Below are 20,955 nucleotides of genomic sequence, written 5' to 3' on the forward strand. Positions count from 1 at the left end.
AGCGCGCAGCTTCAGAAGCTGTTTTGATTGCCTTTTTTTGATGGCGCGCCACGCTACCGAGAGCACGGAAATCCGGCATTCTCAACCGTAGCCGTTCCCGAACCAAAGAGAGAACCTCGATAGCTCGACCTTAGGCCGCTACGGTCGCGATATAAATGCCGACAGCGACAACCAAGGCAGCGAAGGCCCGCTCGAACAGCATCTTGTGGGCGGCGAGCCGTTGGCCCAGCCGGATCCCCACTATTGCCCCGCCGGCACCGCCCGCGATGAGGAGGGCGGTAAGCGGCCAGTCGACATGGCCGGACACTGCATAAGAGGTGGCCGTAGTCAGCCCGAGCGCGGTGACGACGACAAGCGACGTGCCGACCGCATAGACAAGAGGCATGGCCGTCGCCGCGATGAGGGCAGGCACGATCAGGAAGCCTCCGCCGATCCCGAAGAAACCGGCAGCAAGGCCGACGCCCAGTCCCATCGGCACGAGGCGGGGTAGAAGCACCGCAGCTGTCGTGCGTGACAGTCGCACTCCGGGATCTTCCTCACGCCGTCGCTTAAGTAGCATCGAAAGGCCCACGCCGATCATCAGCAAGCCGAACAGCATCAGCAGCCTTGTTCCGCCGACTGTCTTGCCGATCTCTGCCCCGATCGCCGCGCCGACGACACCTGCCACGGCAAAGACCAGGGCGCAGGGCCATTTGACCATGCCTGCGCGGGCGTGGCCGCCAAGGCTTGCAGCGGCATTCGCCGCAACGGCCACTGCCGCCGTGCCAATCGCTGCATGGGTGGAGCCGATGCCGACCACATAGATTAGCAACGGCACGGCGAGAATCGAGCCGCCGCCGCCTACCAGCCCCAGCACGATGCCGATCAGGCCGCCCGAGGCCAGCGCGAGCAGGATTTCCGTCGCGGTTACGATCATCAGGCCGCCATCCGCCGGTTCCATGGCATATGCTGCAGCAGTCGCGCCATACCACACCAGCCGGTCGCGCCCGCCATCATCAGCCCGGCGCCGACCAAGGCGGAAAGGGCGAAGAAGCCGGGGCCGACGAGGAACCCGAGCGCAACTCCAAGCAGCACCAACCCTCCGGCGGCAAGCTGGACCTGCCGCATCAATTCAAGCGGCTGGTGTCGGTCGGCCTTCACCTCAAGCCCGGCGCGGCGCCATGCCTCGATCCCGCCCTCCAGCACATAGCAGGGCGCGCTGGTGGCCGCCCCGAGCCGGACAGCGTTGGCTTCGGTTCGCGCACCCGTGCGGCAATGGAATACGACCGGGCAATCACCGGCCTGAAAGCGGCTGATCTCGGCCAAGGGCACATTGACCGCGCCGGGAATATGCTCACGCGCATGTTCATCAGGGGTGCGAATGTCGATCAGCTTGGCGCCGGTTTCGATCAGAGACCGCGCCTCTGCGGGGCTAACGGATTTCATCGTCATAGGTCAGTCCTCCTGACAGTAGAGCCGGTAAAGCGTGGCGAGCAGCGCCTTGGTTCGCGGATCGGCGATCCGGTACCAGAGCATCTGGCTCTCGCGGCGGAAGGCGACGAGACCCTCGTCGCGCATCCGGGCAAGGTGCTGTGAGAGGGCCGACTGTGAGAGGCCGACGTCATCGGCGAGATCGCCGACTGTGCGCTCGTCATGTTCGACAAGCTTGCACAGCACCATCAGGCGCCGGTCATTGCCGATCGCCTTCAGCACTTGCGCCACTTCGCCGGCTTTCTTCTCAAATGTCGTCAGGTCCATCGGGGGCTTGCGCATCAGAGCACCTCTTAATTAGATATTGCTAATATAGAATCTTCTAATATATAGTCAAGGAACGATTGGAGGTTCCCATGGCTGCCCAGCCGATCATCGAAGCGTTCTTCGACAAATCTACCAACACGATCAGCTATCTGGTTACCGATCCCGCAACACGCGTGGCCGCGGTGATAGATCCCGTGCTGGATTTCGATCTATCGAGCGGCGAGGTCGATACAGCCTCGGCCGAGCGGATCCTGGCGGTGGCGGAGGAAAGGGGCTGGCATATCGCCTTGGTTCTGGAAACGCACGCCCACGCCGATCATCTTTCCGCCGCGCCCTATATTAAGGCGAAGACCGGCGCGCAGATCGGTATTGGCGAGCATATCCGCGATGTGCAGAAGATTTTCCGGCCGATCTTTGCATTCGATGGCCTCAAGACCGATGGGTCGGACTTTGACCGCCTTTTCACCGATGGCGAGCGCTTTGCGCTCGGTACGCTGGAAGTGGAGGTGATGCATACACCCGGGCACACTCCCGCCGACCTGACCTACCGGATTGGCAACGCAGCCTTTGTGGGCGACACATTGTTCATGCCGGATTACGGCACCGCGCGCGCCGATTTTCCCGGCGGCGATGCCCGTCAGCTATATCGTTCGATCCGCCGCGTTCTCAGCCTGCCGGACGACACGCGGCTGTTCCTCTGCCATGACTACAAGGCGCCGGGCCGCGACGAATATCGTTGGGAGACGACTGTGGGTGAGGAACGTCGGGCCAGCATCCATGTGCATGACGGCGTGAATGAAGATGAATTTGTCGCCATGCGGGAAGCACGCGACGCCACATTGGCGGTGCCAAAGCTGCTGCTGCCGTCGATCCAGGTGAACATCCGCGCTGGGCGCTTTCCGGAGGCAGAAGAGAACGGCGTCCGGTTCCTCCGCATCCCGGTGAAGATCAAGGGCGGGATCGACATTTCGAGCTAGGGGCTGATAGGGCAAGATTAAGGAAATCTGCCAACTGATTGTTGTAGAAATTTCTTATACAATGATTTGCCAGTTCTCATCTTCATCATCTCCGGCGCGGCATAGTCGGCATAAATCCGCCCATGCTCCTCCTCCAGCGAGATAGCGAGGGCCAGAATTTCACGCTCATCGAGATCAGTGAATTTTCGCATCGAACCCGATTTCCAGGCGCAGCAGCCTGCTCAACCCTATAATTTAGAATAATTCTAATATAGGTTGATGGGATAAATCAGGCAAGGGATGGTGGACGCGACCGTGGCGCACACTCCAGCGGGTGGGCGACATCGCGGAAACGGCGCGAAATACGAAAGCGCCGACCGTCTTGCGAGGGTCGGCGCCGGAAATACGTGAACTGTGGAATGTCTAAAGCTAGCGCGAGCCGGGTTTGCCGCTGCCGCCCGACGACTTGCCCATGGTATTCTGCTGCGCATCGACCCAGGTCGACATCGCTTGCTGCCAGCCCTTTTGCCACATCTCGGCGGCCTGCATCCAGAACTGGATCGGATTGGTTGCGCCCGCGCCGAAGTCCGGCATACCCGGGAACACACCACCACCGGGAAAGCCCGACTGCCCGGAGGTTGCATTGCCGAAGCCTGGGAAATTAGGGAAATTCGGGAAGTTTGGGAAATTCGGCAGCTGGCCGGCCGCCCCGATCGACTTCACCTGCTTCTCCCAGACGTCCATCACCTGATCGACGGCCTGCAACTGCAATTTCGAGGCGTTTTGCATCTGTTTCCGGCTGAGTTCGACAAAATCCGTCGGCCAGCCCAACGACTTGGCCGCGTCCGCCATCTTGTCGAACACGGCGTTACTGTTCTTCTCGCCGAGATCCGCAAGCTCGGAACGCCAATTCGACATCGCGTCGAAGGCTTGGGTGACGGCCTTGCGTGTATCCTCGCCAAGCTTAGTGAAGGCTGGATTGGCCTCGAAGGGTGAGTTCGCCATATCGTCTCTCCGGATTTCGAACGTCTCTTGCGGGCTTCCCCAGGTTTTTCGCACACTGACAACCAAGTCGCCAGTAATCTTATAGGCCCATGCGGCGAAGCAGCCGTCGGCTAAATAGGCTCATGAGCTTAACGGCCCTTTTGCCATCAGGTTCCGGGTGCTATGAGCCCCGCCCATGACCGATATCTCACGGATACGAAATTTCTCTATCATTGCTCACATCGATCACGGCAAGTCGACCCTGTCGGACCGCCTGATTCAGCTCTGCGGCAATGTCTCGAACCGGGAAATGAAGGCCCAAATCCTCGACTCGATGGACATCGAGCGCGAGCGTGGCATCACGATCAAAGCCCAGACCGTCCGCCTGGATTACAAGGCCAAGGACGGCGAGGTCTATCAGCTCAATCTGATGGACACCCCCGGCCACGTCGACTTCGCCTACGAGGTTTCGCGCTCACTCGCTGCCTGCGAAGGCGCGATCCTCGTCGTCGATGCGAGCCAGGGCGTCGAAGCGCAGACGCTCGCCAACGTCTATCAGGCGCTCGACAACAATCTCGAAATCCTGCCCGTTCTCAACAAGATCGATCTGCCGGCGGCCGATGCCGACCGCGTCAAGCAGCAGATCGAGGACGTGATCGGCATCGACGCTTCCGATGCGATCGGCGTATCGGCCAAGACGGGCCTCAACGTCGAAGCCGTTCTAGAAGCCATCGTCGAGCGCCTGCCGCCGCCGAAGGGCGATACCGCGAAGCCGCTGAAAGCCATGCTCATCGACAGCTGGTACGACGCCTACCTCGGCGTCATCGTGCTCGTGCGCGTCATCGACGGCACGTTGAAGAAGGGCCAGCGCGTCAAGCTGATGTCGAGCGGCGCCGACTATCAGATCGAGCGCGTCGGCATTTTCCGCCCGAAGCAGGAAATGCTCGAGAAGCTCGGACCCGGCGAGGTCGGCTTCTTCACCGCCGCCATCAAGGAAGTCGCCGACACCCGCGTCGGCGATACCGTGACGGATGAGAAGAACCCGACCACCGAACCGTTGCCCGGCTTTAAACCGGCCCAACCCGTCGTTTTCTGCGGGCTCTTTCCCGTCGATGCCGCCGACTTCGAGGATCTGCGCGAAGCGATGGGCAGGCTCCGGCTCAACGATGCGAGCTTTTCATTCGAAACGGAAAGCTCGGCCGCTCTCGGCTTCGGCTTCCGTTGCGGCTTCCTCGGGCTCCTTCACCTCGAGATCATCACCGAGCGACTGGAGCGCGAGTTCAACCTCGACCTCATCACCACCGCGCCGAGCGTTATCTATCATCTGTATATGAATGACGGCTCGATGATCGAGATGCACAATCCGGCCGACATGCCGGAGGTGGTCAAGATCGATCACATCAAGGAACCGTGGATCGAGGCGACGATTCTCGTGCCCGACGATTACCTCGGTGCTGTTTTGAAACTCTGCCAGGATCGGCGCGGACGCCAGAAGCAGCTGACCTACGCAGGTTCACGCGCCATGGTGATCTATGAGTTGCCACTGAACGAAGTCGTATTCGACTTCTACGACCGGCTGAAAAGCGTGTCGCGCGGCTACGCCTCGTTCGATTATCACATCAAGGATTACGAGGAAGGCGACCTCGTCAAGCTGTCGATCCTCGTCAACAGCGAGCCCGTCGATGCGCTCTCGATCGTCGTGCACCGCTCACGCGCCGAAAGCCGCGGCCGCTCGATGTGCGAGAAGTTGAAAGAGCTCATCCCGCCGCATCTGTTCCAGATCCCGATCCAGGCGGCGATCGGCGCCAAGGTCATCGCGCGCGAGACGATCAAGGCGCTGCGCAAGGACGTCCTTGCAAAATGCTACGGCGGCGACATCACGCGAAAGCGCAAGTTGCTCGACAAGCAGAAAGCCGGCAAGAAGAAGATGCGCGAGTTCGGCAAGGTCGAAATCCCGCAGCAAGCGTTCATCAATGCCCTGAAGATGGACGACAACTGATCCGGCTGCTGCCGCAAAAAATACAAGCGGCGATCGCGTGGATCGCCGCCCCAATTGCATCTGATAAAATATGTGATCGAGCTCAGTCGTTGTCGATCTCTTGTTTGATCACCGACATGTCGGTGGCGCTCAAGTCGACGTCATACGTTTTGCCATCGGCGCCGACGGCATTGTCGACCTCCCACTTTCCGTCATCGAACTTGACTTTACCCCACTTCGTGAACCCGGCCTTGGTCAGCGCCGCAGTGACAGCGGTCGTTTCCTCAGTGGTCGGCGGACGGCCGTCGGCGAATGCCACGTCTGCGAACAACGCCGTGGAAGCAAGAATCGCGGAAGCGGTGATGTTACGGATCATGACTGAAACTCTCCTTGCGAGTGTGTCACCCGGCAACGCCGAGCGGCCCGATTTTGTTCACACGCTTGGCAGCCCGTTTACGCAGTTGGGCTTTCAACGCGGTCTGCTCCAGCCTTGCCGCCGCATCGCGCGCTGCCGTTCGCGGAATTCGATGTCGGCGGGGCGATACGAGCCGGTATCGCACCACGGATTGCCGTAGTAGCCGTAAAACCCGTTGATGGGCGTGCAGTCCCGCGTCGCATAAGCCGGCGGCACATGCTTTCGTTTATGGCCGTGCCTGACCTGAGGCGCAGCCGAAGCGGCGGTCGCGGTCACGATAAGGGTCAGCAAGACGGGTCCCAACACGCGCATTTGCAGCATCCTTCATAACGGCCACCTGGCACATCCGGCGAAGAAAGCCGCAATGCCTCTTGCATCTCAAATATGAAGGCCCCGGCGTCTCCACCAGGGCCCTGCGGTCTTGCTGCGCAATCGCTACGTCGTAATCAGGGCAGTCGGCCGAAACTGAACAGGCCGTAGAGCCATGCCGCCACGGCGCCGAATCCGGCCGAAATACAAAGGATCGGCACGATCACCTCGGCATTGCCCTCAATGAGCGGCGACGTCTGGTGCGCAAGGTACGGCACCACCGTGAACGCGCTGATGAGGCCAGGTCCGAACAGGCCGAGGATGGCGCCCCGGATCGTCATCATGCCCTGCGGCCGCCATCCCAGGATCAATCCAAACAACGCGCCCCAGAGACCGCCCGTGATCGCGGTCCCGACGAGCCACGGTACTTCGATGTCCGGAGCAATCAGGCTGCGTGTCGGCGCCATGCTCCAGGGCTCGACGTTCCATCCCGTCCAGTAGTGCACAAACAGCCAGCTGATGGCCTCTTGCACCGTCACGGCTGCGATCGCTCCCGCGATGAAGCCGACGATAATACTCTTCAAGGCATTCATGTCCGTTCCCCTTCTTCGCTGTCCCCGTCCGTCACATGTCTTGCTGCCCTGCTGCGACCAAATATTCCACGGTCGATGGGCCTGTCATAGATTTCAAGGCGCTTCTGTTGGCACACTACCACGCTCATGCGGCATCTTAACCAGCCGCCTTATTCTCGCCCACTGCTTCGCGTTTTCAGCGTTCGCTGCGTACCGGTCCATCGGCATCGCGATTGTCACGGGGGCCAGCCTGACGCGCTGAGTTCCGGACACGGCACCCAAGGAAGCTGGCGCTCGCGGCTCCCTTTTCAATCATCCAAAGACGCCCACCGCGCGAGATGCGGCCGCGGTTTCCACCCTCCTCAAGGCGTGGCCTGGCGTCGATTGGACATCCAGACATCACAACCAACACGAGGACTTCCCATGAGTAAGGGATCTTTTGCTCTGCTTTCCGTTGTGCTTGCGACTGCCGTTCCGGTGACAGTCAATGCCGCGCAATTCAGTCCCAACTTGAAGAACCGTGCGATGACCAGTCGCCACCTCGCCGCCGCATCCGGGTCGTCGATCACCTGTCTGACGTGGGAAGCGCGAGCCCTCCTCAACCGCATTCGGGCACGCTTCGGCAACGTCGAGATTGTATCGACATGCCGCCCCGGCGCCAGAATTGCGGGAACGAGACACCCCTCCCGCCATGCCTCGGGTCAGGCGATCGATTTCCGCATTCCCGGGAAAAAGGGACAGGTCGTCAGCTGGCTCATTGCCAATCACCACAACGGCGGCGTCATGACCTATCGCGACATGGACCACATCCACGTCGACATCGGGCCGCACTTTGTCGCCCTCAACCGCCCGAGCGGCCGGACCTGATCACATCGCAGGGCGGGTAAAAAGCGCCCGCCCTCGCGCCACGCCAGCATCGTAAACGTCTCATCCGAACCTCGAAATAGCCTGGATTTAAAGAGCCTTTAAGCCATTCGGCAGAGCCTCGGAAAGACTGTGGCGACCTTGCCTTTCTTAGCCGAGCAAGGCATATAGTCGCCATCGAACACGCCTTGGCTTACTCTTCGACAGCGCTACCGCCTGCTTTAAGACGTCTCCATCGCGCGATTTGATGGCCTCCGTCATACCGCCGGAGGACGCACGTTTGCTTTGGAGGCAATGAATGTCGAACGGGACTGTGAAGTGGTTTAATGGTCAGAAGGGCTACGGATTTATTCAGCCGGAAGAAGGTGGCAGCGATGTTTTCGTGCACATCTCGGCGGTTGAACGCGCCGGCCTTCAGTCGCTCCGCGAAGGCCAGAAGATCTACTTCGAAACCGAACGTGGACGTAACGGCAAGATCGCTGCCGTGAACCTTCGTCCGCTCTAACGATTTCGAGAAGACCACTTTACTCGCGCGGGGAGCAGCTCGTCTGCTCCCCGCTTTTCTTATCAGACCACAGTCACACAATCGGACCGTGAAACAGGACGTTCGGAGATCGAATGGCAAAAGAAGAGATGCTCGAGTTCGAGGGGGTAGTGGACGAGGTCCTGCCCGACGCGCGTTGCCGCGTGAAGCTCGATAACGGGCATGAGGTTATCGCGTACACCTCGGGACGTATGAAGAAAAACCGCATCCGCATTCTCGCCGGCGACCGTGTCACCGTCGAGATGACGCCTTACGACCTCACCAAAGGGCGTATCAACTTCCGTCACAAGGACAGCCGTCCTGGTCAGGGCGGTGGCGAATTCTCGGGCGGCGCACGCCCCGGTGGTCCGCCTCGTCGCGGCGGGCGCTGAACACCACCAACAGGCAAAACGCAGCTAAGCGGGTTCTCCCGCTCGCTCACGATGATCGGCGCCAAGATGTCGCGCGATCCAGATCCAGACAAGGACCAATGGCATGGCGACGGCTCCCATCGCACCGGTGGCGAACCCGAGCCCGCCACCAAGCCCTGCATAAACCCATCCCGACGCCGCGTCGCCGCCACGGAACACGACCGTATCGATGAAGTTCTGCACTTTGTATTTTTCGTCCGGCGACACCAGCGTGTAGATGACCTTGATCGCTGGATTTGCGAGCGAGAACGCCACGATGCGTTCCGCGACCATGACGGCGGCGACAACCCATAAGGCAGCGTCGAAACTCAAGAGCAGCGTTCCGACCGCTGCTGTCACTGGCAGTGCCAGCAACGCCACCGTCACGCCAAAACGTTGCAACACGCGCGCCGTGCCGAAAACTTCGATGAGAAAGGTCACGATGCTCACGACGAGATCGCGGCCCGAAAAAAATTCAATCCGCTGCGCGCTATCGTGAATGGTCAGCGCCACGAGACGCGCCTGCTCCAGGTAGAAAAACGTTCCGACGACATTCGCGACGAAGATGAAAATCGCGATCCGCGCGAACATCGGCGTCCGGAATACCTTGATCGCGCCGTCGAGAATGCCACCGCCCGTCGCGTCCATCTCCGGCCCGGCGCCGCCGGTCTTGAACCGTCTGACGGCAAGCCCGGCGATCATGGCCGCGATCAGCAACGCCGCCGACACGAGCAGCAGATTGACGGGGTCGACCAGCCGCACCAGCCCTTGCGTCAGCAGCGGCCCGGCGAACGCGCCTGCCGTGCCACCCGCCGAGATGAACCCATAAAGCCGCTTCGCCTCCGTATGCGTCCAGAGTTCCGCCATCAGGCTCCAGAACAGCGACACGACGAAGAGATTGAAGACGCTGCCCCAGACGAAAAACGTTCCCGCGACCCAAACGTTTTTATCGCCCGATTTCATCGCCAGCCAGAAGCCGACGAGATTGAGCGCGAAGAAGATATAAATCGACGGCAGCACAAGCCGCCTTGGAAAGCGTGCCGCGACAAAGCCGAACAGCGGCACCAGCGCGATCATGACGAAAAAGACGACGGTGAACAGCTGGTGGAGCGCGTCCTTGCCGAGGCTGACGCCGATCTCGTCGCGAACCGGTCGCACGATGTAGTAGGCGGAGAGCAGCGCGAAAAACATCGCGAACGAGGCGAGCAGAGCGGCGACCTCGCCAGGCTCGACATTGACGAAGCGCTTGAGCCACGGAACCGGCTGCGCCGCCGTGGGAGGGGGCGTTTCGTTGCTCATGAGTCTCCGGGCAGCAGGGCGCTAGGGAATGCCGTTCAAAAAATCTGTTTACTCTGAACTGAATCCTGCTCTCAACCGTTCATAAGACCCTCTCCCCTTGGTGCGCCGCAGCGGAGAATCGCGCTCAGATGAGGTCGCCCGAAGCACTGTACCTTTCTCGCACCTTTCTTGCATGGGTGTGCTTTAGCATTAGGGAAGCAAGCGTTTTCTGGATTGTGGCAAAGTGCAATCGTTCTATACTAATGCAATGCAGCAACAACATGCTGCTCTGCGATTTGGAGATACGAGCCGGAAAACGGCGTAAAATCAAAGGATTCCAAGCGATATGAACTACTACGCCTATGAAATGGCCCACGCGTTCATGTCGCCCGTCCGATTCGGTGTTCAAGCTCTCCGGAGCACCCTCGACTGGCCCTTGAACCCCATGGCCTACACCGCAGCCGGCAAAAACATGATGGCCGCCTGCGAGGTTTTCGAAAGCATCACGCGCCGCTACGGCAAGCCCGAATTCGGCATCAAGGCCGTTTCGGTGGCAGGCGTGGACGTCCCCGTTCACGAAGAAACCGCGCTCGCGCTGCCCTTCTGCAACCTGATCCATTTCGTCCGCGACGAGGCGCAAGCCGGCGGCAAGCGCAACGATCCCAAGGTGCTTATCATCGCGCCGATGTCGGGGCACTACGCGACGCTTCTCCGTGGCACGGTTGAAGTCATGCTGCCCGAGCACGACGTCTATATCACCGACTGGGCCGATGCCCGGAACGTTCCAATCGCGGCCGGACGCTTCGATTTCGATGACTTTGTGGAATATCTCACCCACTTCGTCCGTCTTATCGGCGCCGACACGCACGTTCTCGCCGTCTGTCAGCCCGCCGTTCCCGCGCTTGTTGCGACGGCCGTCATGGCGGCGCGCAACGAAGAAGTGCAGCCCGCCTCCCTGATCCTGATGGGCGGGCCCATCGACACCCGGCGTAATCCGACGAAAGTCAACGAACTCGCCGCCCAGCAACCGATCTCCTGGTTCGAGCAGAACGTCGTCATGACGGTGCCGTTTCCGCATGCCGGTTTCATGCGCCCTGTCTATCCGGGGTTCATGCAGCTGACGGGCTTCATGACGATGAACCTCGAACGCCACATGAACGCGCACGTCGAGCTATTCAACAATCTCGTCAAGGGCGACTGCGACAGCGTCCGTCAGCACCAGACCTTCTACGAGGAATACCTCTCGGTCATGGACCTGACTGCGGAATTCTATCTGCAGACCGTCCAGACGGTGTTTCAGGACCACCTCCTGCCCGACAAAAAACTGATGCACCAGGGCGAGCTTGTCGACTGTTCAGTCATCGCCAAGACGGCCCTCATGACGATCGAAGGCGAGCGCGACGACATCTGCGGCCTCGGCCAGACGGAGGCCGCGCACGACCTCTGCACATCGATCCCGAGCGACGAGAAAGTGCATTACGTGCAGGCCGGCGTCGGTCACTATGGCGTCTTCAACGGAACGCGCTGGCGCACGGAAATCCAACCGCGCATCCGCGAGTTCATCCGCGACGTCAATTACAAGCACCGTTCGGCCGACGGAACGGCCCGCACGCAGCGCCCGCATCGCATTCTGCAAGACGCGCTCGACTCCTCTCCTGACTGGCGGAGAACGGTTTCACCGTTGAAGAGCGCAAACGGCAGCCGCACCCCCGAAACCACACTCGCAAAATAGCAGACGTCGAAGTCCGTTGCCTCGGCGGTCAGTGAGCCTCGTCCCAGTTGCTCGCCGCCTTGGCGTCGACGTGGATCGGAACGGAAAGCTTGAGCGCAGGTTCAGCCGCCGTTTCCATCACGCGACGCGCCGTCTGGATGAGAGCCTGAGTTTCGTTGTCCGCGGCTTCGAAAACGAGTTCGTCGTGAACTTGCAGCAGCATTCTGGCCGATGCGAGCTTGGCATCTTCGAGTGCCACCGGCATCCGGATCATCGCCCGGCGAATGATGTCGGCGGCCGAACCCTGGATCGGCGCATTGATCGCCGCCCGCTCCAGAAAGCCGCGCATCGACGGGTTCTTCGTGTTGATCTCGGAATAATGAATGCGCCGTCCGAAGATCGTTTCAACGTAGCCATGCGCGTGCACCTGCTTCTTCGTCGCGTCCATGTAGTCGCGAATGCCCGGAAAGCGCTGGAAATACGTCTTGATATAGTCGCCCGCCTCTTCACGGCTGATGCTCAGCTGATTGGCGAGGCCGAACGCCGAAATACCGTAGATGATACCGAAGTTGATCGCCTTGGCGCGGCGGCGCACGTCGGATGGCATGTCCTTCACCGGCACGCCGAACATTTCCGACGCCGTCATCGCGTGAATGTCGAGACCGTCCGCGAACGCTTTCTTCAGCTGTGGAATATCGGCGACGTGCGCGAGCACGCGCAGCTCGATCTGCGAATAGTCCGCTGAGATGAGCTGCATCCCCTTGTCCGCGATAAAAGCGGTGCGGATTTCGCGACCTTCCTTCGTCCGGATCGGAATGTTCTGCAGGTTGGGATCGGACGACGCGAGACGGCCCGTCGTCGTCGCGCCCAGCGCGTAGCTCGTATGGATGCGGCCTGTCTCGGCGTTGATGTACGCCGGCAGCGCATCGGTATACGTCGACTTCAGCTTCGTCATCTGCCGCCATTCGAGCATGGTATTGATCAGGCGGCGTGCGTCGCCATCGAGTTCCTCGTTGGCGGCAAGATCGTCGAGAAGATTGGCGCGCGTTTCCCACTGTCCGCTCTTGGTCTTTTTTCCGCCCGGCAGCTTCAGCCGGTCAAACAGCAATTCGCCAAGCTGCTTCGGCGATCCGAGATTGAACTTGTGCCCGACCAATCCGTTGATCTCTTCTTCGAGGCGCACCGTGCGTTGCGCGAACGCGTGCGACAGCCGCGAAAGAATATCCCGGTCGACCTTGATGCCCGCATGCTCCATTCCGACGATCACCGGCACCAGCGGCCGTTCGAGCGTTTCATAGACGGTCGTCATGCGTTCGGCGGCGAGACGCGGCTTCAACGTCATCCAAAGCCGCATCGTCACGTCGGCATCTTCCGCCGCATATTCCGTCGCTTTGTCGAGCGGCATCGCCGCAAACGTCTTATCCGATTTCTTGGCGCCGGGTGCATGACCCATCGCCTGTGCGAACGTCATGCACATATGACCAAGATGCCGCTCGGCAAGCGCATCCATGCCGTGCTGCCCTCGTCCGGCATCAAGCGCGTAGGACAGCAGCATCGTATCATCGAACGGCGTCACCTCGATGCCGTGCCGCTTCATCACCAGCATGTCGTACTTGATGTTTTGCCCGATCTTGAGCACGCTCGGGTCTTCAAGCAACGGACGCAACAGCGCCAAGGCTTCGTTCGCCGCGAGCTGTTGCGGACGATTGTCTTCGCCTCCAAACAGATCGCCGCTCGGACCCGTATGGCCGAGAGGGATATAGCAGGCGTCGCCCGGCGCGATCGCAAGAGACAGCCCGACAAGCTCAGCATCGAGCGCATTGAGATCGGTCGTCTCGGTGTCGAACGCGACATGGCTCGCGCCACTCGCCCGGCGAACCCACTCTTCGAGACGTGCGCGCGTCGTAACGGTCTCGTATTTGCTGCGGTCGATCGGCTGCGCCCGTGCCATCGCGGCGCCCGCCGCAACAGCCGCGGCGGGAGACGCATCTTGCGGCGCAGACGCCTCGATGACGTCAAGGTTCGCCTGCTGCTGCGGAGCCTTGACGCTAAACCCAACGGACACCGCAAGCGGCGGCGGCGCTTCCGCGCCCAATCCCTCCGCGATGCGCTTCGTCAGCGTATTAAATTCCATCGCGCGTAGAAACCCGAGTAGCGCGTCCGCCTGCGGATCGCGCACGCCCAGCGCTTCGATTCCCGTTCCGAGCACGACGTCGTCTTTGAGCAGCACGAGACTGCGTGACACGCGCGCCTGCTCCGCAAATTCGATGAGTTTTTCGCGCCGCTTCGGCTGCTTGATCTCACCCGCGCGTGCGAGCAGCGTATCAAGGTCGCCATAGGCGACGATCAGCTCGGCGGCGGTCTTGATACCGATGCCCGGCACGCCCGGAACGTTATCGACGGAATCGCCCGCAAGCGACTGAACGTCGACAACCTTCTCCGGCGGCACACCGAACTTCTCGATTACTTCGTCCCGGCCGATGCGCTTCGATTTCATGCCATCGAACATCGTGACCCCGGGGCGCACGAGTTGCATCAAATCCTTGTCGGACGAGACGACCGTCACGTCGCCGCCAGCGTCGACGACCATCCGCGAATACGTCGCGATGATGTCGTCCGCCTCAAAGCCATCGAGTTCAACGCACGCGACGTTGAACGCCCTGACCGCATCGCGAATGAGCGGAAACTGCGGAACAAGCTCTTCCGGCGGCGGCGGCCGCTGCGCCTTGTACTGCGGATAGATCTGGTTGCGGAACGTTTCGCGCCCCGCGTCGAAAATCACGCCCATATGCGTCGGTGCTTCCGACACCTTGCTTTCGCGCAGCAGCTTCCACAGCATTTGGCAGAAGCCATGCACGGCACCGACCGGCAGCCCATCCGACGGTCGCGTCAGCGGCGGCAACGCGTGGAACGCGCGGAAAATATAGCCCGAGCCGTCGATGAGATAGACATGACTGCCCTTGCCCACCGGGACGTTCTCTGACAGCGCCACGGAAGCCTGTTCAATAGCTTGGTCTTTTTTCGATTTTGTCGTCATGCACCGCACTATAGGGACATCGCCCGCCCTGACCAACGCCCATGCGGGAAAATTGCCCCACCCCGCGATCTGTGGTGTCGAAAAGTACGGGCGCAAATCGCACACTATCCGATCATTCCGCTCGCTACGGGTCGCCTCCGTTGACAGCATCCGGCGCGCATGGCTGATCTGCCCGGCGTCGGCAAGGAGCCGCCTGCCAGTCGGCACCGCCACACGACGCCATTGGATGAGAAGGGAGTTACGATTATGCGCATGACCAGGAAACTTACGGTTGTATTTCTGGCCACGGTTGCAGCCGGGTTGGGGACCGTCGAAGCGAGCGCCCTGCCGCGCTGCCGGGCGCCCGTGGAAGGCTTCGCTACCGCAACCGGTATCCTAGGCGCCGGATCGGAGAAAGCCCGCATCGAGGCGAGGCACAATTGGAGAGCGACCGTCGCGCGCCTTTACGGACCGCGTTATTCGGATTTCCGCAACGCTCAGGGCCTCCAGTGGGACTGCAAGAAGGGCGCGATCCTGCTCGCGAAATGCGTCGTCGTTGCGCGCCCCTGCCGTTACTAGGCGATCGATCCGATTGAGCCATCACGCACGTGGGTGAGGCGACGAGCCTCACCCTTTTATTTGTGACGCCCGGGATCTCCCAGCGTGAGCATTTGCGGGCCGGCGGCGAATGCGGTATCAGTCTCGCGGCTCAAGCACCCGTAGCTCAGCTGGATAGAGTGTCGCCCTCCGAAGGCGAAGGTCGCAGGTTCGAATCCTGCCGGGTGCGCCATTACTGAATTGTCATTTGAAAACTCCTGCAAAGCCGCAAAAAGCTTGGTGATCTGAGGGGTTCGAAGTCCTTCGGAAACCGCGTATTGGACGCGACCACCAAACAGGAGACGGAGCATCTTTCGGCGGTGCTCAATACGCCCGGAAGCCCATAGAATTCGGGGGTTTGCGAGGAAGGCAAACGAGGTTCGAAAACTTTCCTCGAAGGTCTTCTTCGGACGGCTCACAGCGGCGCATTTTTCCGTCAGCAGATTCTTCTGATCTTGCAGTTTTTGAAGCTGCGCTTCATAGGCGCTGATCACGGCACGACTGTCCGTCTCAACGAGACGCGCGATAAGCTGCTCAGTCTTGCGCTCAATGGCCTGCCGCTCGCGCGTGGCGTGGGATGCTTGCTCCTTGGCCCGCGTCTCGCGCTGCTCCCAAAGCACCTTGAGCATGGCATGGGCGGCGAACAACAGCTCCTGCGTAGGCCGCATGGAATCGATCAGGTGCTCAAAGTCACCTTCCAGCGTCGCCTTGCGGATGTTCTTGCGCGCCATCGCGCAGCCTTTGGTGAAGCACCAGTAATAGGCGTAACGCGTGCCCTTGCTGCCGCGTGCCCAGGCCGCCGTCATGGGCCGGTCGCAGCAGGCGCAGTTCACGAAGCCGCGCAGCGGGAAATCATCGCTCAGATCGGCGCGATCCGGCGCGACCGGCTGGCGTCCATGCAGCCGCTCATCGATTTTGAGGAAGGTTTCATAGGAGATCAGCGCCTCATGCTTCGCGGGCACGCGATACATGCCCCATTCCCGCACGCTCATGTGTCCGGCATAAAGCACTTGCGTGAGAATCTGGCTCACCTTCTGCGAATGAACCGTGCCGAAGCGGTTCTTCGGAAAGATGGAGTTGTTCTGCAGGAACCGCTGCACCTCGGCCTGCGTCTCGAAGCGGTTGGACGCGAATCCTTCCAAAGCCTCCTGGATGACGCTTGCGAGCGGTTGGCGGGGCACGAGCACCTTGCCGCTATGCCCGGCCACGCGGTCATAGCGATACCCGATGGGCGGTGAGAATCCCCAATAGCCGTTGGTCGCGCGGGCCTGCATACGGTTCTTGGTCTGCTCGGCATTCTTCTGGCGCTGATGCTGCGAGACGGAGGCGAGAAGGTTCTCGACAAGCATGCTGTCGGAATCCTCGCCAAATTCGATGGATGGCGATTCCAGCTTGCCGCCTGCGGCGCTGATAGCGGTGCGAAGCTGGATATGCGCCTCAAGCCCGCGCGCAAGGCGGCTGATGTCATCGATTATGACGACGTGCGTATCAGTGCGGCGATGCTTCTTGAGGAAAGCGAGCATGGAAAGCATGCCGGAGCGATCAACAACGCTGCCCGATGTGCCTTCATCGCGGAATACTTCCGCCACGTCATAGCCCTTGGCGCGCGCGTAATCGCGGCAGCGCGTTTCCTGCGAGCCAAGGCCAGAGCCGCGTGTGACCTGCTTAGGGTCGGATACGCGGCAGTAGATGACGGCGCGGGGGTCGAGGCGAAGAATGTCATCCCCTCTCGTCCATAACAAAGAACGGGCGGCATCAATGACGGCTGTCTTGCCAGCATCGTTGGGGCCTACAAGAATGTTCAGGCCCCGTCTTAGTTTAAGATCGAGCGGGTTGGCAGGACCAAAACAGCGGAAGCCATTTATATGAATTTCTGAAACATACACTGCGGTAAAACCTAGATTAAAATGATAGAATCTTGAGTTGTAACGATACTACCCCGATGAGCTTTCCCTTGGGAGCAAAGTTGCAATTTTGTAGCGGGATAAGCGTGGATTGAATCGCAGCAGCAAGCTGACTCGTACCAGACTCACCCTTTCGGAGCGTATGGCGAGAATCCGAAAGACGGATACCCGCCCTGAGATTATCGTGAGGCGCGCCGTGCACGCGCTCGGTTTTCGTTTCAGGCTGCACCGGCGTGATCTGCCGGGCTCTCCCGATCTTGTTCTGCCGAGGCATCGCAAGGTCATCTTCGTGCATGGCTGCTTCTGGCACCGGCACGATTGCCGGGATGGACGCAAGCTTCCGAATTCCAGACCGGAGTATTGGGGACCGAAGCTCGCGCGCAACGCCGCCCGAGACTCCGCTCAACTGTGCGCCCTGGCCGAGAGGGGCTGGGATGCACTCGTACTTTGGGAATGCGAACTCAAAGACAGGGAACGGCTGATCGCAGGACTCAGAAAATTTTTACAGTGTCCTGTGGATGCCCGTCTTCAGGCGAGCCAACTAGATCAAGCCAAGCGGCGGCCCCCGAAGGCGAGACCTCTAGCGCCACGAGCCGCGCGTAGATAAGAGCCGGAAGCTGGGCCAGTCCTTCGATCTGCGGTGTGGGTGCCCAATAGAGCACCTGCGTGACGAGATCAGCCCAAGTTTTAAAGACACTCAGGGCCAGCCCGCGTTCAATGGCCCAAGAGCGGGCTTCGGCTAGCGGAATATCCTCTTGGCCGCCAGCAACAGCAACGATGGCAACTTCCGCGATCCCGGCATCGCGGCACCGCGTGATGAATAGGAGAAGATCCTCGCGCGATACTGGCTTGTCGCGAACCTCGAAGACACGCTCCCATTTTTCGGGATCATCTACCGAACGCACGGCGACATCTCCCGGCACTGTTCGGGACGGATCGTTGACCCTGCCAACATGCACGCGGTCTTCGCCCGCGAACAAATTCATAAGAGCGGCAACAATGGCTTGCGCCCGGCGTCCGCCTTCAGAGGACTCGGCGACAAACTCCTCGATGGCCGCAATCAACTGCTCAGCGGTCAATGCCGATGTAATACGAGTTAGCGGAGCGTAGCGCTGGCCATACCGCTTGCGCACGGCGATGAAGGCGCGCAGGGCCTGTCTTGCCTCGGCTTCGGATTTCAACGCTTCCAGCTTATCCAGAAGCTGGCAGAGCATCTCGATGACGGGGCGCACCGGCCCACGCACTGGCATATCGCGGCTGACGCGCTGCACCCGGAAGTAGGGCTGGTTGTTTAGCGGCTCTTTGCCCGTTACCCCAAGATTGATGTCGATCTCCGGCGCATTGGGCACAAGCACGTTGTGACACAAGCCGCGCGCTGAGTAGGCACGATCGCTTTCAGCTTCTTTGACGGCGAAGGCATCGAAGCGCACGTCGATACACTTGGCCAGAATCGCCGTGCCCAGAAAGGCGATATGCGTGCGAGAGGAGTTCTCACAGGCTTGGGAGAAAGTGTCGATCAGGCGTTCCCATACGGGATCGATAAAGCCTGCGCCTGCACGGGCCGCTTCCTCAAACAGGATGGCCTTCGCACGGGCTTTGTCTATGCGTGGATCATCTTCGCTCATTGCCCCCGCCTTGGTCAGTGTCGAGCCTCAGTAATTCACCGGGCAGGCAGTGGAGAGCAACACAGATTCGCTCGATCGTATCGAGGCTTGCGTTATAGCTTGATCGCGTGGCCATTGATTCGATCGTTGAGCGCGAGAGTTGAGTGCGTGTGGCAAGCTCCCCGTAGGTGAGGTGCTCCCCAGTACGCGCCTCGTAGGCGTCCATCATCTCGCGCAGTCGGATCAGCATCGTATCGGCATCTAAGTTATTGGAAATATCCGAGTCATCCATCACCACGACATTGTCTCAAATAAATTTAACAGTGTACAGATCTTGGCACGTGCTGTACTCTTGTATTGACAGTACAAGCAAATCGTTCCACGTTTGTTCTGGGTTCAGGATGGGGGCACATACGTGAAGGTCATCAGTCTTTATACCGGCGTCGGAGGCCTTGATTTCGGTTTCGAAGCGGCGGGCTTTGAGACGCGAGTGGCAGTCGAGCTAGACGCGGTATGCTGCGCCACCATCAGGCTGAACAGGGACTGGCCAGTCCTTGAAGGCGATATTCACAACATTTCATCCAAGCAGATCTTGAAGGCTGGCAAACTTAAGCCCGGCGAAGCCGACGTGCTTATTGGTGGCCCTCCGTGTCAACCGTTTTCCAAGTCAGGTTACTGGGCGCGCGGTGATGCGCTCCGGCTCGACGATCCACGTGCAGATACGCTGTCTGCATACCTACGTGTGCTTCGCGACACTCGACCCAAGGCGCTGCTGCTCGAGAACGTTTATGGACTGGCCTACAAGGGCAAGGATGAAGGCCTTGAGCGCATACTGAGTGGGATCGAGCAGATCAATCGCGAGACCGGCACGAATTATCGCCCGCAGTGGTGCGTGCTTGATGCGGCAAGTTACGGTGTGCCGCAGCACCGGGAGCGCGTTTTCATTATCGCCGGCCGCGATGGCCAGCAATTTGAGTTCCCTGCGGCCACCCATGGACAGGTGGTAAATCTTTTCGGCGATGCTAAGCGGTGCGAGCCGTTCCGTACGGCTTGGGACGCACTGGGTGATCTGCCTGAAAATCTGAACGATCGAGATTTAAAGATGGGCGGCAAATGGGCTGACCTTCTGCCGAGCATCCCCGAGGGTGACAACTATCTGCACCATACGCCGCGCGGGCAAGGCAAGCCGCTATTCGGTTGGCGCACGCGATACTGGAGCTTCTTGCTCAAACTCGCCAAAGACAGGCCTTCTTGGACGATCCAGGCGCAACCCGGATCTGCAATCGGCCCGTTCCATTGGCGCAACAGGAAGCTCTCGGCGCAAGAACTCTGCAGGCTCCAGACATTCCCTGACGGGCTGGTGTTTGAATGCGGCAGAACGCAGGTGCAGAAGCTGCTCGGAAACGCCGTCCCCTCGCTGCTTGCTGAAGTTCTTGCACGTGAGATTTCTGCGCAGCTTCTCGGAAAGAAGCCGAAGGCTAAGCGGTTAAAGTTGCTACCGCCGCGCAGGAAAATTCTGCCTGCTCCAGAGAAAGTGGCAGCTGTTCCTCGCAAGTATTTAACGCTGCAGGGCGACCATGCCGCGCATCCCGGCACGGGTAAGGGCAATCGAGCTAAGGCCAGAGAAAAGGCGGTTGCCTAACCTCTAGTTCTGATCGTCTGTCGTCGAGCCTGAGTGGCGAAGCCATTGCACGTAGCGCAGCCAGACCTCGTTCGATTTGAGCTAGGGTGCACCAACGTGCGCCGAAACGGCGATCACAGCATCCTTGGCAGAAATATTGCCTTCAAGCACAGTTTCACGATGTGCCACTCTGTGAATGCGTCCAACTCAGGGGCGGCTGGTTCCGAGGCAGTAATATTCATAAGGGGTAAGGGTTCAGCGTGAGACAGCGACGACAGCGCACCGGTTGCTAATTGCTCGCGCATCCATGCACAGGCGCGCTCGTGCTGTTCTTCGGATTCCTCCCACGACGCGTGTCAACGCCGGAGAGAATGTGCAGCAGATTTCCGGAGCAAAAGTGCAGCACCGACGCCAGCAAGAAGGCCCCCGATATCGGGGGCCTTCTTGCTTATGGAGCCTTATTGCTGCGCGGTTTC

General features: G+C 60.1%; 20 protein-coding genes, 1 tRNA gene and 2 pseudogenes. 10 read left to right on the forward strand and 13 right to left on the reverse strand.

Annotated features, from left to right (window positions below; all coding sequences use genetic code 11):
- Positions 1-130: 130 nt before the first annotated feature.
- The 3 genes from WC026_RS13455 to WC026_RS13465 are packed head-to-tail and all read right to left on the reverse strand — an operon-like array spanning position 131 to position 1,752.
- Entirely contained in the window at positions 131-940 is an 810-nt protein-coding gene (locus tag WC026_RS13455) for a sulfite exporter TauE/SafE family protein (protein ID WP_372711525.1), read from the reverse strand.
- Positions 916-1,431, reverse strand: coding sequence for a rhodanese family protein (locus WC026_RS13460; RefSeq protein WP_372711526.1), 516 nt, complete (start codon positions 1,429-1,431; stop codon positions 916-918). The genes WC026_RS13455 and WC026_RS13460 overlap by 25 nt, the downstream gene beginning before the upstream one ends.
- 3 nt (positions 1,432-1,434) lie before the next feature.
- Positions 1,435-1,752 (reverse strand): metalloregulator ArsR/SmtB family transcription factor, encoded by a 318-nt coding sequence (locus tag WC026_RS13465; protein WP_319799227.1) that lies wholly within the window; start codon positions 1,750-1,752, stop codon positions 1,435-1,437.
- Between the two features lie 74 nt (positions 1,753-1,826).
- On the opposite strand from WC026_RS13465, the gene WC026_RS13470 reads away from it, so the two are divergent.
- A complete protein-coding gene (locus WC026_RS13470; protein ID WP_372711527.1) occupies positions 1,827-2,714 on the forward strand; it encodes an MBL fold metallo-hydrolase in 888 nt (295 codons plus the stop codon).
- A gap of 95 nt (positions 2,715-2,809) precedes the next feature.
- Here the strand turns inward: WC026_RS13470 and WC026_RS13475 are convergent.
- A pseudogene (locus tag WC026_RS13475) lies at positions 2,810-2,905 on the reverse strand (rubrerythrin); the annotation flags it as partial.
- A 217-nt stretch (positions 2,906-3,122) separates the two neighbouring features.
- Positions 3,123-3,698, reverse strand: a complete 576-nt coding sequence (locus WC026_RS13480; RefSeq protein WP_372711528.1) for a hypothetical protein — start codon at positions 3,696-3,698, stop codon at positions 3,123-3,125.
- Between the two features lie 175 nt (positions 3,699-3,873).
- On the opposite strand from WC026_RS13480, the gene lepA reads away from it, so the two are divergent.
- Positions 3,874-5,676: a translation elongation factor 4 gene (lepA, locus tag WC026_RS13485; RefSeq protein WP_372711529.1), complete on the forward strand. Its 1,803-nt coding sequence runs from the start codon at positions 3,874-3,876 to the stop codon at positions 5,674-5,676.
- Positions 5,677-5,758: 82 nt separating this feature from the next.
- Here lepA and WC026_RS13490 read toward each other — a convergent pair whose 3' ends face one another.
- The 3 genes from WC026_RS13490 to WC026_RS13500 all read right to left on the reverse strand — a co-directional run bounded on the left by WC026_RS13490 (position 5,759) and on the right by WC026_RS13500 (position 6,972).
- On the reverse strand, positions 5,759-6,031 hold the full coding sequence (locus WC026_RS13490; RefSeq protein WP_372711530.1) for a PepSY domain-containing protein: 273 nt from the start codon (positions 6,029-6,031) through the stop codon (positions 5,759-5,761).
- Between the two features lie 93 nt (positions 6,032-6,124).
- Complete coding sequence (locus WC026_RS13495; protein ID WP_372711531.1) at positions 6,125-6,382, reverse strand: hypothetical protein; 258 nt, start codon at positions 6,380-6,382, stop codon at positions 6,125-6,127.
- Positions 6,383-6,516: 134 nt separating this feature from the next.
- Complete coding sequence (locus WC026_RS13500; RefSeq protein ID WP_372711532.1) at positions 6,517-6,972, reverse strand: hypothetical protein; 456 nt, start codon at positions 6,970-6,972, stop codon at positions 6,517-6,519.
- A gap of 402 nt (positions 6,973-7,374) precedes the next feature.
- Between WC026_RS13500 and WC026_RS13505 the strand changes: the two genes are divergently transcribed.
- From WC026_RS13505 to infA, 3 genes are all read left to right on the forward strand, one after another.
- Positions 7,375-7,818, forward strand: a complete 444-nt coding sequence (locus WC026_RS13505) for a YcbK family protein (protein WP_372711533.1) — start codon at positions 7,375-7,377, stop codon at positions 7,816-7,818.
- Positions 7,819-8,113: 295 nt separating this feature from the next.
- Complete coding sequence (locus tag WC026_RS13510; protein WP_372711534.1) at positions 8,114-8,320, forward strand: cold-shock protein; 207 nt, start codon at positions 8,114-8,116, stop codon at positions 8,318-8,320.
- A 113-nt stretch (positions 8,321-8,433) separates the two neighbouring features.
- The gene (infA, locus tag WC026_RS13515; protein ID WP_013214404.1) at positions 8,434-8,730 is read left to right on the forward strand and encodes a translation initiation factor IF-1; all 297 of its coding nucleotides are present in this window, start codon (positions 8,434-8,436) and stop codon (positions 8,728-8,730) included.
- Between the two features lie 24 nt (positions 8,731-8,754).
- On the opposite strand, the gene WC026_RS13520 is transcribed toward infA, so the two are convergent.
- Positions 8,755-10,047: an NTP/NDP exchange transporter gene (locus WC026_RS13520; protein WP_372711535.1), complete on the reverse strand. Its 1,293-nt coding sequence runs from the start codon at positions 10,045-10,047 to the stop codon at positions 8,755-8,757.
- 325 nt (positions 10,048-10,372) lie between these two features.
- On the opposite strand from WC026_RS13520, the gene WC026_RS13525 reads away from it, so the two are divergent.
- The gene (locus WC026_RS13525; protein ID WP_372711536.1) at positions 10,373-11,758 is read left to right on the forward strand and encodes a polyhydroxyalkanoate depolymerase; all 1,386 of its coding nucleotides are present in this window, start codon (positions 10,373-10,375) and stop codon (positions 11,756-11,758) included.
- A 28-nt stretch (positions 11,759-11,786) separates the two neighbouring features.
- On the opposite strand, the gene polA is transcribed toward WC026_RS13525, so the two are convergent.
- Positions 11,787-14,774 carry a DNA polymerase I gene (gene polA, locus WC026_RS13530; protein WP_372711537.1) on the reverse strand — a complete coding sequence of 996 codons (2,988 nt, stop codon included), beginning with the start codon at positions 14,772-14,774 and terminating at the stop codon, positions 11,787-11,789.
- A gap of 252 nt (positions 14,775-15,026) precedes the next feature.
- Between polA and WC026_RS13535 the strand changes: the two genes are divergently transcribed.
- A complete protein-coding gene (locus tag WC026_RS13535; RefSeq protein ID WP_372711538.1) occupies positions 15,027-15,332 on the forward strand; it encodes a hypothetical protein in 306 nt (101 codons plus the stop codon).
- A gap of 134 nt (positions 15,333-15,466) precedes the next feature.
- Positions 15,467-15,543, forward strand: a tRNA-Arg gene (locus WC026_RS13540).
- A 550-nt stretch (positions 15,544-16,093) separates the two neighbouring features.
- Here the strand turns inward: WC026_RS13540 and WC026_RS13545 are convergent.
- Positions 16,094-17,236: pseudogene (locus WC026_RS13545) on the reverse strand (recombinase family protein); the annotation flags it as partial.
- A 160-nt stretch (positions 17,237-17,396) separates the two neighbouring features.
- Here WC026_RS13545 and WC026_RS13550 point away from each other — a divergent pair.
- Positions 17,397-17,861 carry a very short patch repair endonuclease gene (locus WC026_RS13550; RefSeq protein ID WP_372711539.1) on the forward strand — a complete coding sequence of 155 codons (465 nt, stop codon included), beginning with the start codon at positions 17,397-17,399 and terminating at the stop codon, positions 17,859-17,861.
- Here the strand turns inward: WC026_RS13550 and WC026_RS13555 are convergent.
- On the reverse strand, positions 17,746-18,879 hold the full coding sequence (locus WC026_RS13555; RefSeq protein WP_372711540.1) for a restriction endonuclease, SacI family: 1,134 nt from the start codon (positions 18,877-18,879) through the stop codon (positions 17,746-17,748). The two genes, WC026_RS13550 and WC026_RS13555, sit on opposite strands and share 116 nt — an antisense overlap.
- Entirely contained in the window at positions 18,866-19,150 is a 285-nt protein-coding gene (locus tag WC026_RS13560) for a helix-turn-helix domain-containing protein (protein ID WP_372711543.1), read from the reverse strand. The genes WC026_RS13555 and WC026_RS13560 overlap by 14 nt, the downstream gene beginning before the upstream one ends.
- A gap of 123 nt (positions 19,151-19,273) precedes the next feature.
- On the opposite strand from WC026_RS13560, the gene WC026_RS13565 reads away from it, so the two are divergent.
- Entirely contained in the window at positions 19,274-20,500 is a 1,227-nt protein-coding gene (locus tag WC026_RS13565; RefSeq protein ID WP_372711541.1) for a DNA cytosine methyltransferase, read from the forward strand.
- Positions 20,501-20,955 lie beyond the last annotated feature (455 nt).

Source organism: Hyphomicrobium sp. (assembly GCF_041674905.1).
Taxonomy (GTDB): domain Bacteria; phylum Pseudomonadota; class Alphaproteobacteria; order Rhizobiales; family Hyphomicrobiaceae; genus Hyphomicrobium_B.

Bases quoted from the DNA above. Each gene is read 5' to 3' on its own strand.
- lepA (WP_372711529.1), top strand. From the start codon at position 3,874: ATGACCGATATCTCACGGATACGAAATTTCTCTATCATTGCTCACATC.
- WC026_RS13490 (WP_372711530.1), bottom strand. From the start codon at position 6,031: ATGATCCGTAACATCACCGCTTCCGCGATTCTTGCTTCCACGGCGTTG.
- WC026_RS13480 (WP_372711528.1), bottom strand. From the start codon at position 3,698: ATGGCGAACTCACCCTTCGAGGCCAATCCAGCCTTCACTAAGCTTGGC.
- WC026_RS13465 (WP_319799227.1), bottom strand. From the start codon at position 1,752: ATGCGCAAGCCCCCGATGGACCTGACGACATTTGAGAAGAAAGCCGGC.
- WC026_RS13555 (WP_372711540.1), bottom strand. From the start codon at position 18,879: ATGAGCGAAGATGATCCACGCATAGACAAAGCCCGTGCGAAGGCCATC.
- WC026_RS13510 (WP_372711534.1), top strand. From the start codon at position 8,114: ATGTCGAACGGGACTGTGAAGTGGTTTAATGGTCAGAAGGGCTACGGA.
- WC026_RS13470 (WP_372711527.1), top strand. From the start codon at position 1,827: ATGGCTGCCCAGCCGATCATCGAAGCGTTCTTCGACAAATCTACCAAC.
- infA (WP_013214404.1), top strand. From the start codon at position 8,434: ATGGCAAAAGAAGAGATGCTCGAGTTCGAGGGGGTAGTGGACGAGGTC.
- WC026_RS13495 (WP_372711531.1), bottom strand. From the start codon at position 6,382: ATGCGCGTGTTGGGACCCGTCTTGCTGACCCTTATCGTGACCGCGACC.
- WC026_RS13500 (WP_372711532.1), bottom strand. From the start codon at position 6,972: ATGAATGCCTTGAAGAGTATTATCGTCGGCTTCATCGCGGGAGCGATC.
- WC026_RS13560 (WP_372711543.1), bottom strand. From the start codon at position 19,150: ATGGATGACTCGGATATTTCCAATAACTTAGATGCCGATACGATGCTG.
- WC026_RS13525 (WP_372711536.1), top strand. From the start codon at position 10,373: ATGAACTACTACGCCTATGAAATGGCCCACGCGTTCATGTCGCCCGTC.
- WC026_RS13460 (WP_372711526.1), bottom strand. From the start codon at position 1,431: ATGACGATGAAATCCGTTAGCCCCGCAGAGGCGCGGTCTCTGATCGAA.
- WC026_RS13550 (WP_372711539.1), top strand. From the start codon at position 17,397: ATGGCGAGAATCCGAAAGACGGATACCCGCCCTGAGATTATCGTGAGG.
- WC026_RS13535 (WP_372711538.1), top strand. From the start codon at position 15,027: ATGACCAGGAAACTTACGGTTGTATTTCTGGCCACGGTTGCAGCCGGG.
- WC026_RS13455 (WP_372711525.1), bottom strand. From the start codon at position 940: ATGGAACCGGCGGATGGCGGCCTGATGATCGTAACCGCGACGGAAATC.
- WC026_RS13505 (WP_372711533.1), top strand. From the start codon at position 7,375: ATGAGTAAGGGATCTTTTGCTCTGCTTTCCGTTGTGCTTGCGACTGCC.
- polA (WP_372711537.1), bottom strand. From the start codon at position 14,774: ATGACGACAAAATCGAAAAAAGACCAAGCTATTGAACAGGCTTCCGTG.
- WC026_RS13520 (WP_372711535.1), bottom strand. From the start codon at position 10,047: ATGAGCAACGAAACGCCCCCTCCCACGGCGGCGCAGCCGGTTCCGTGG.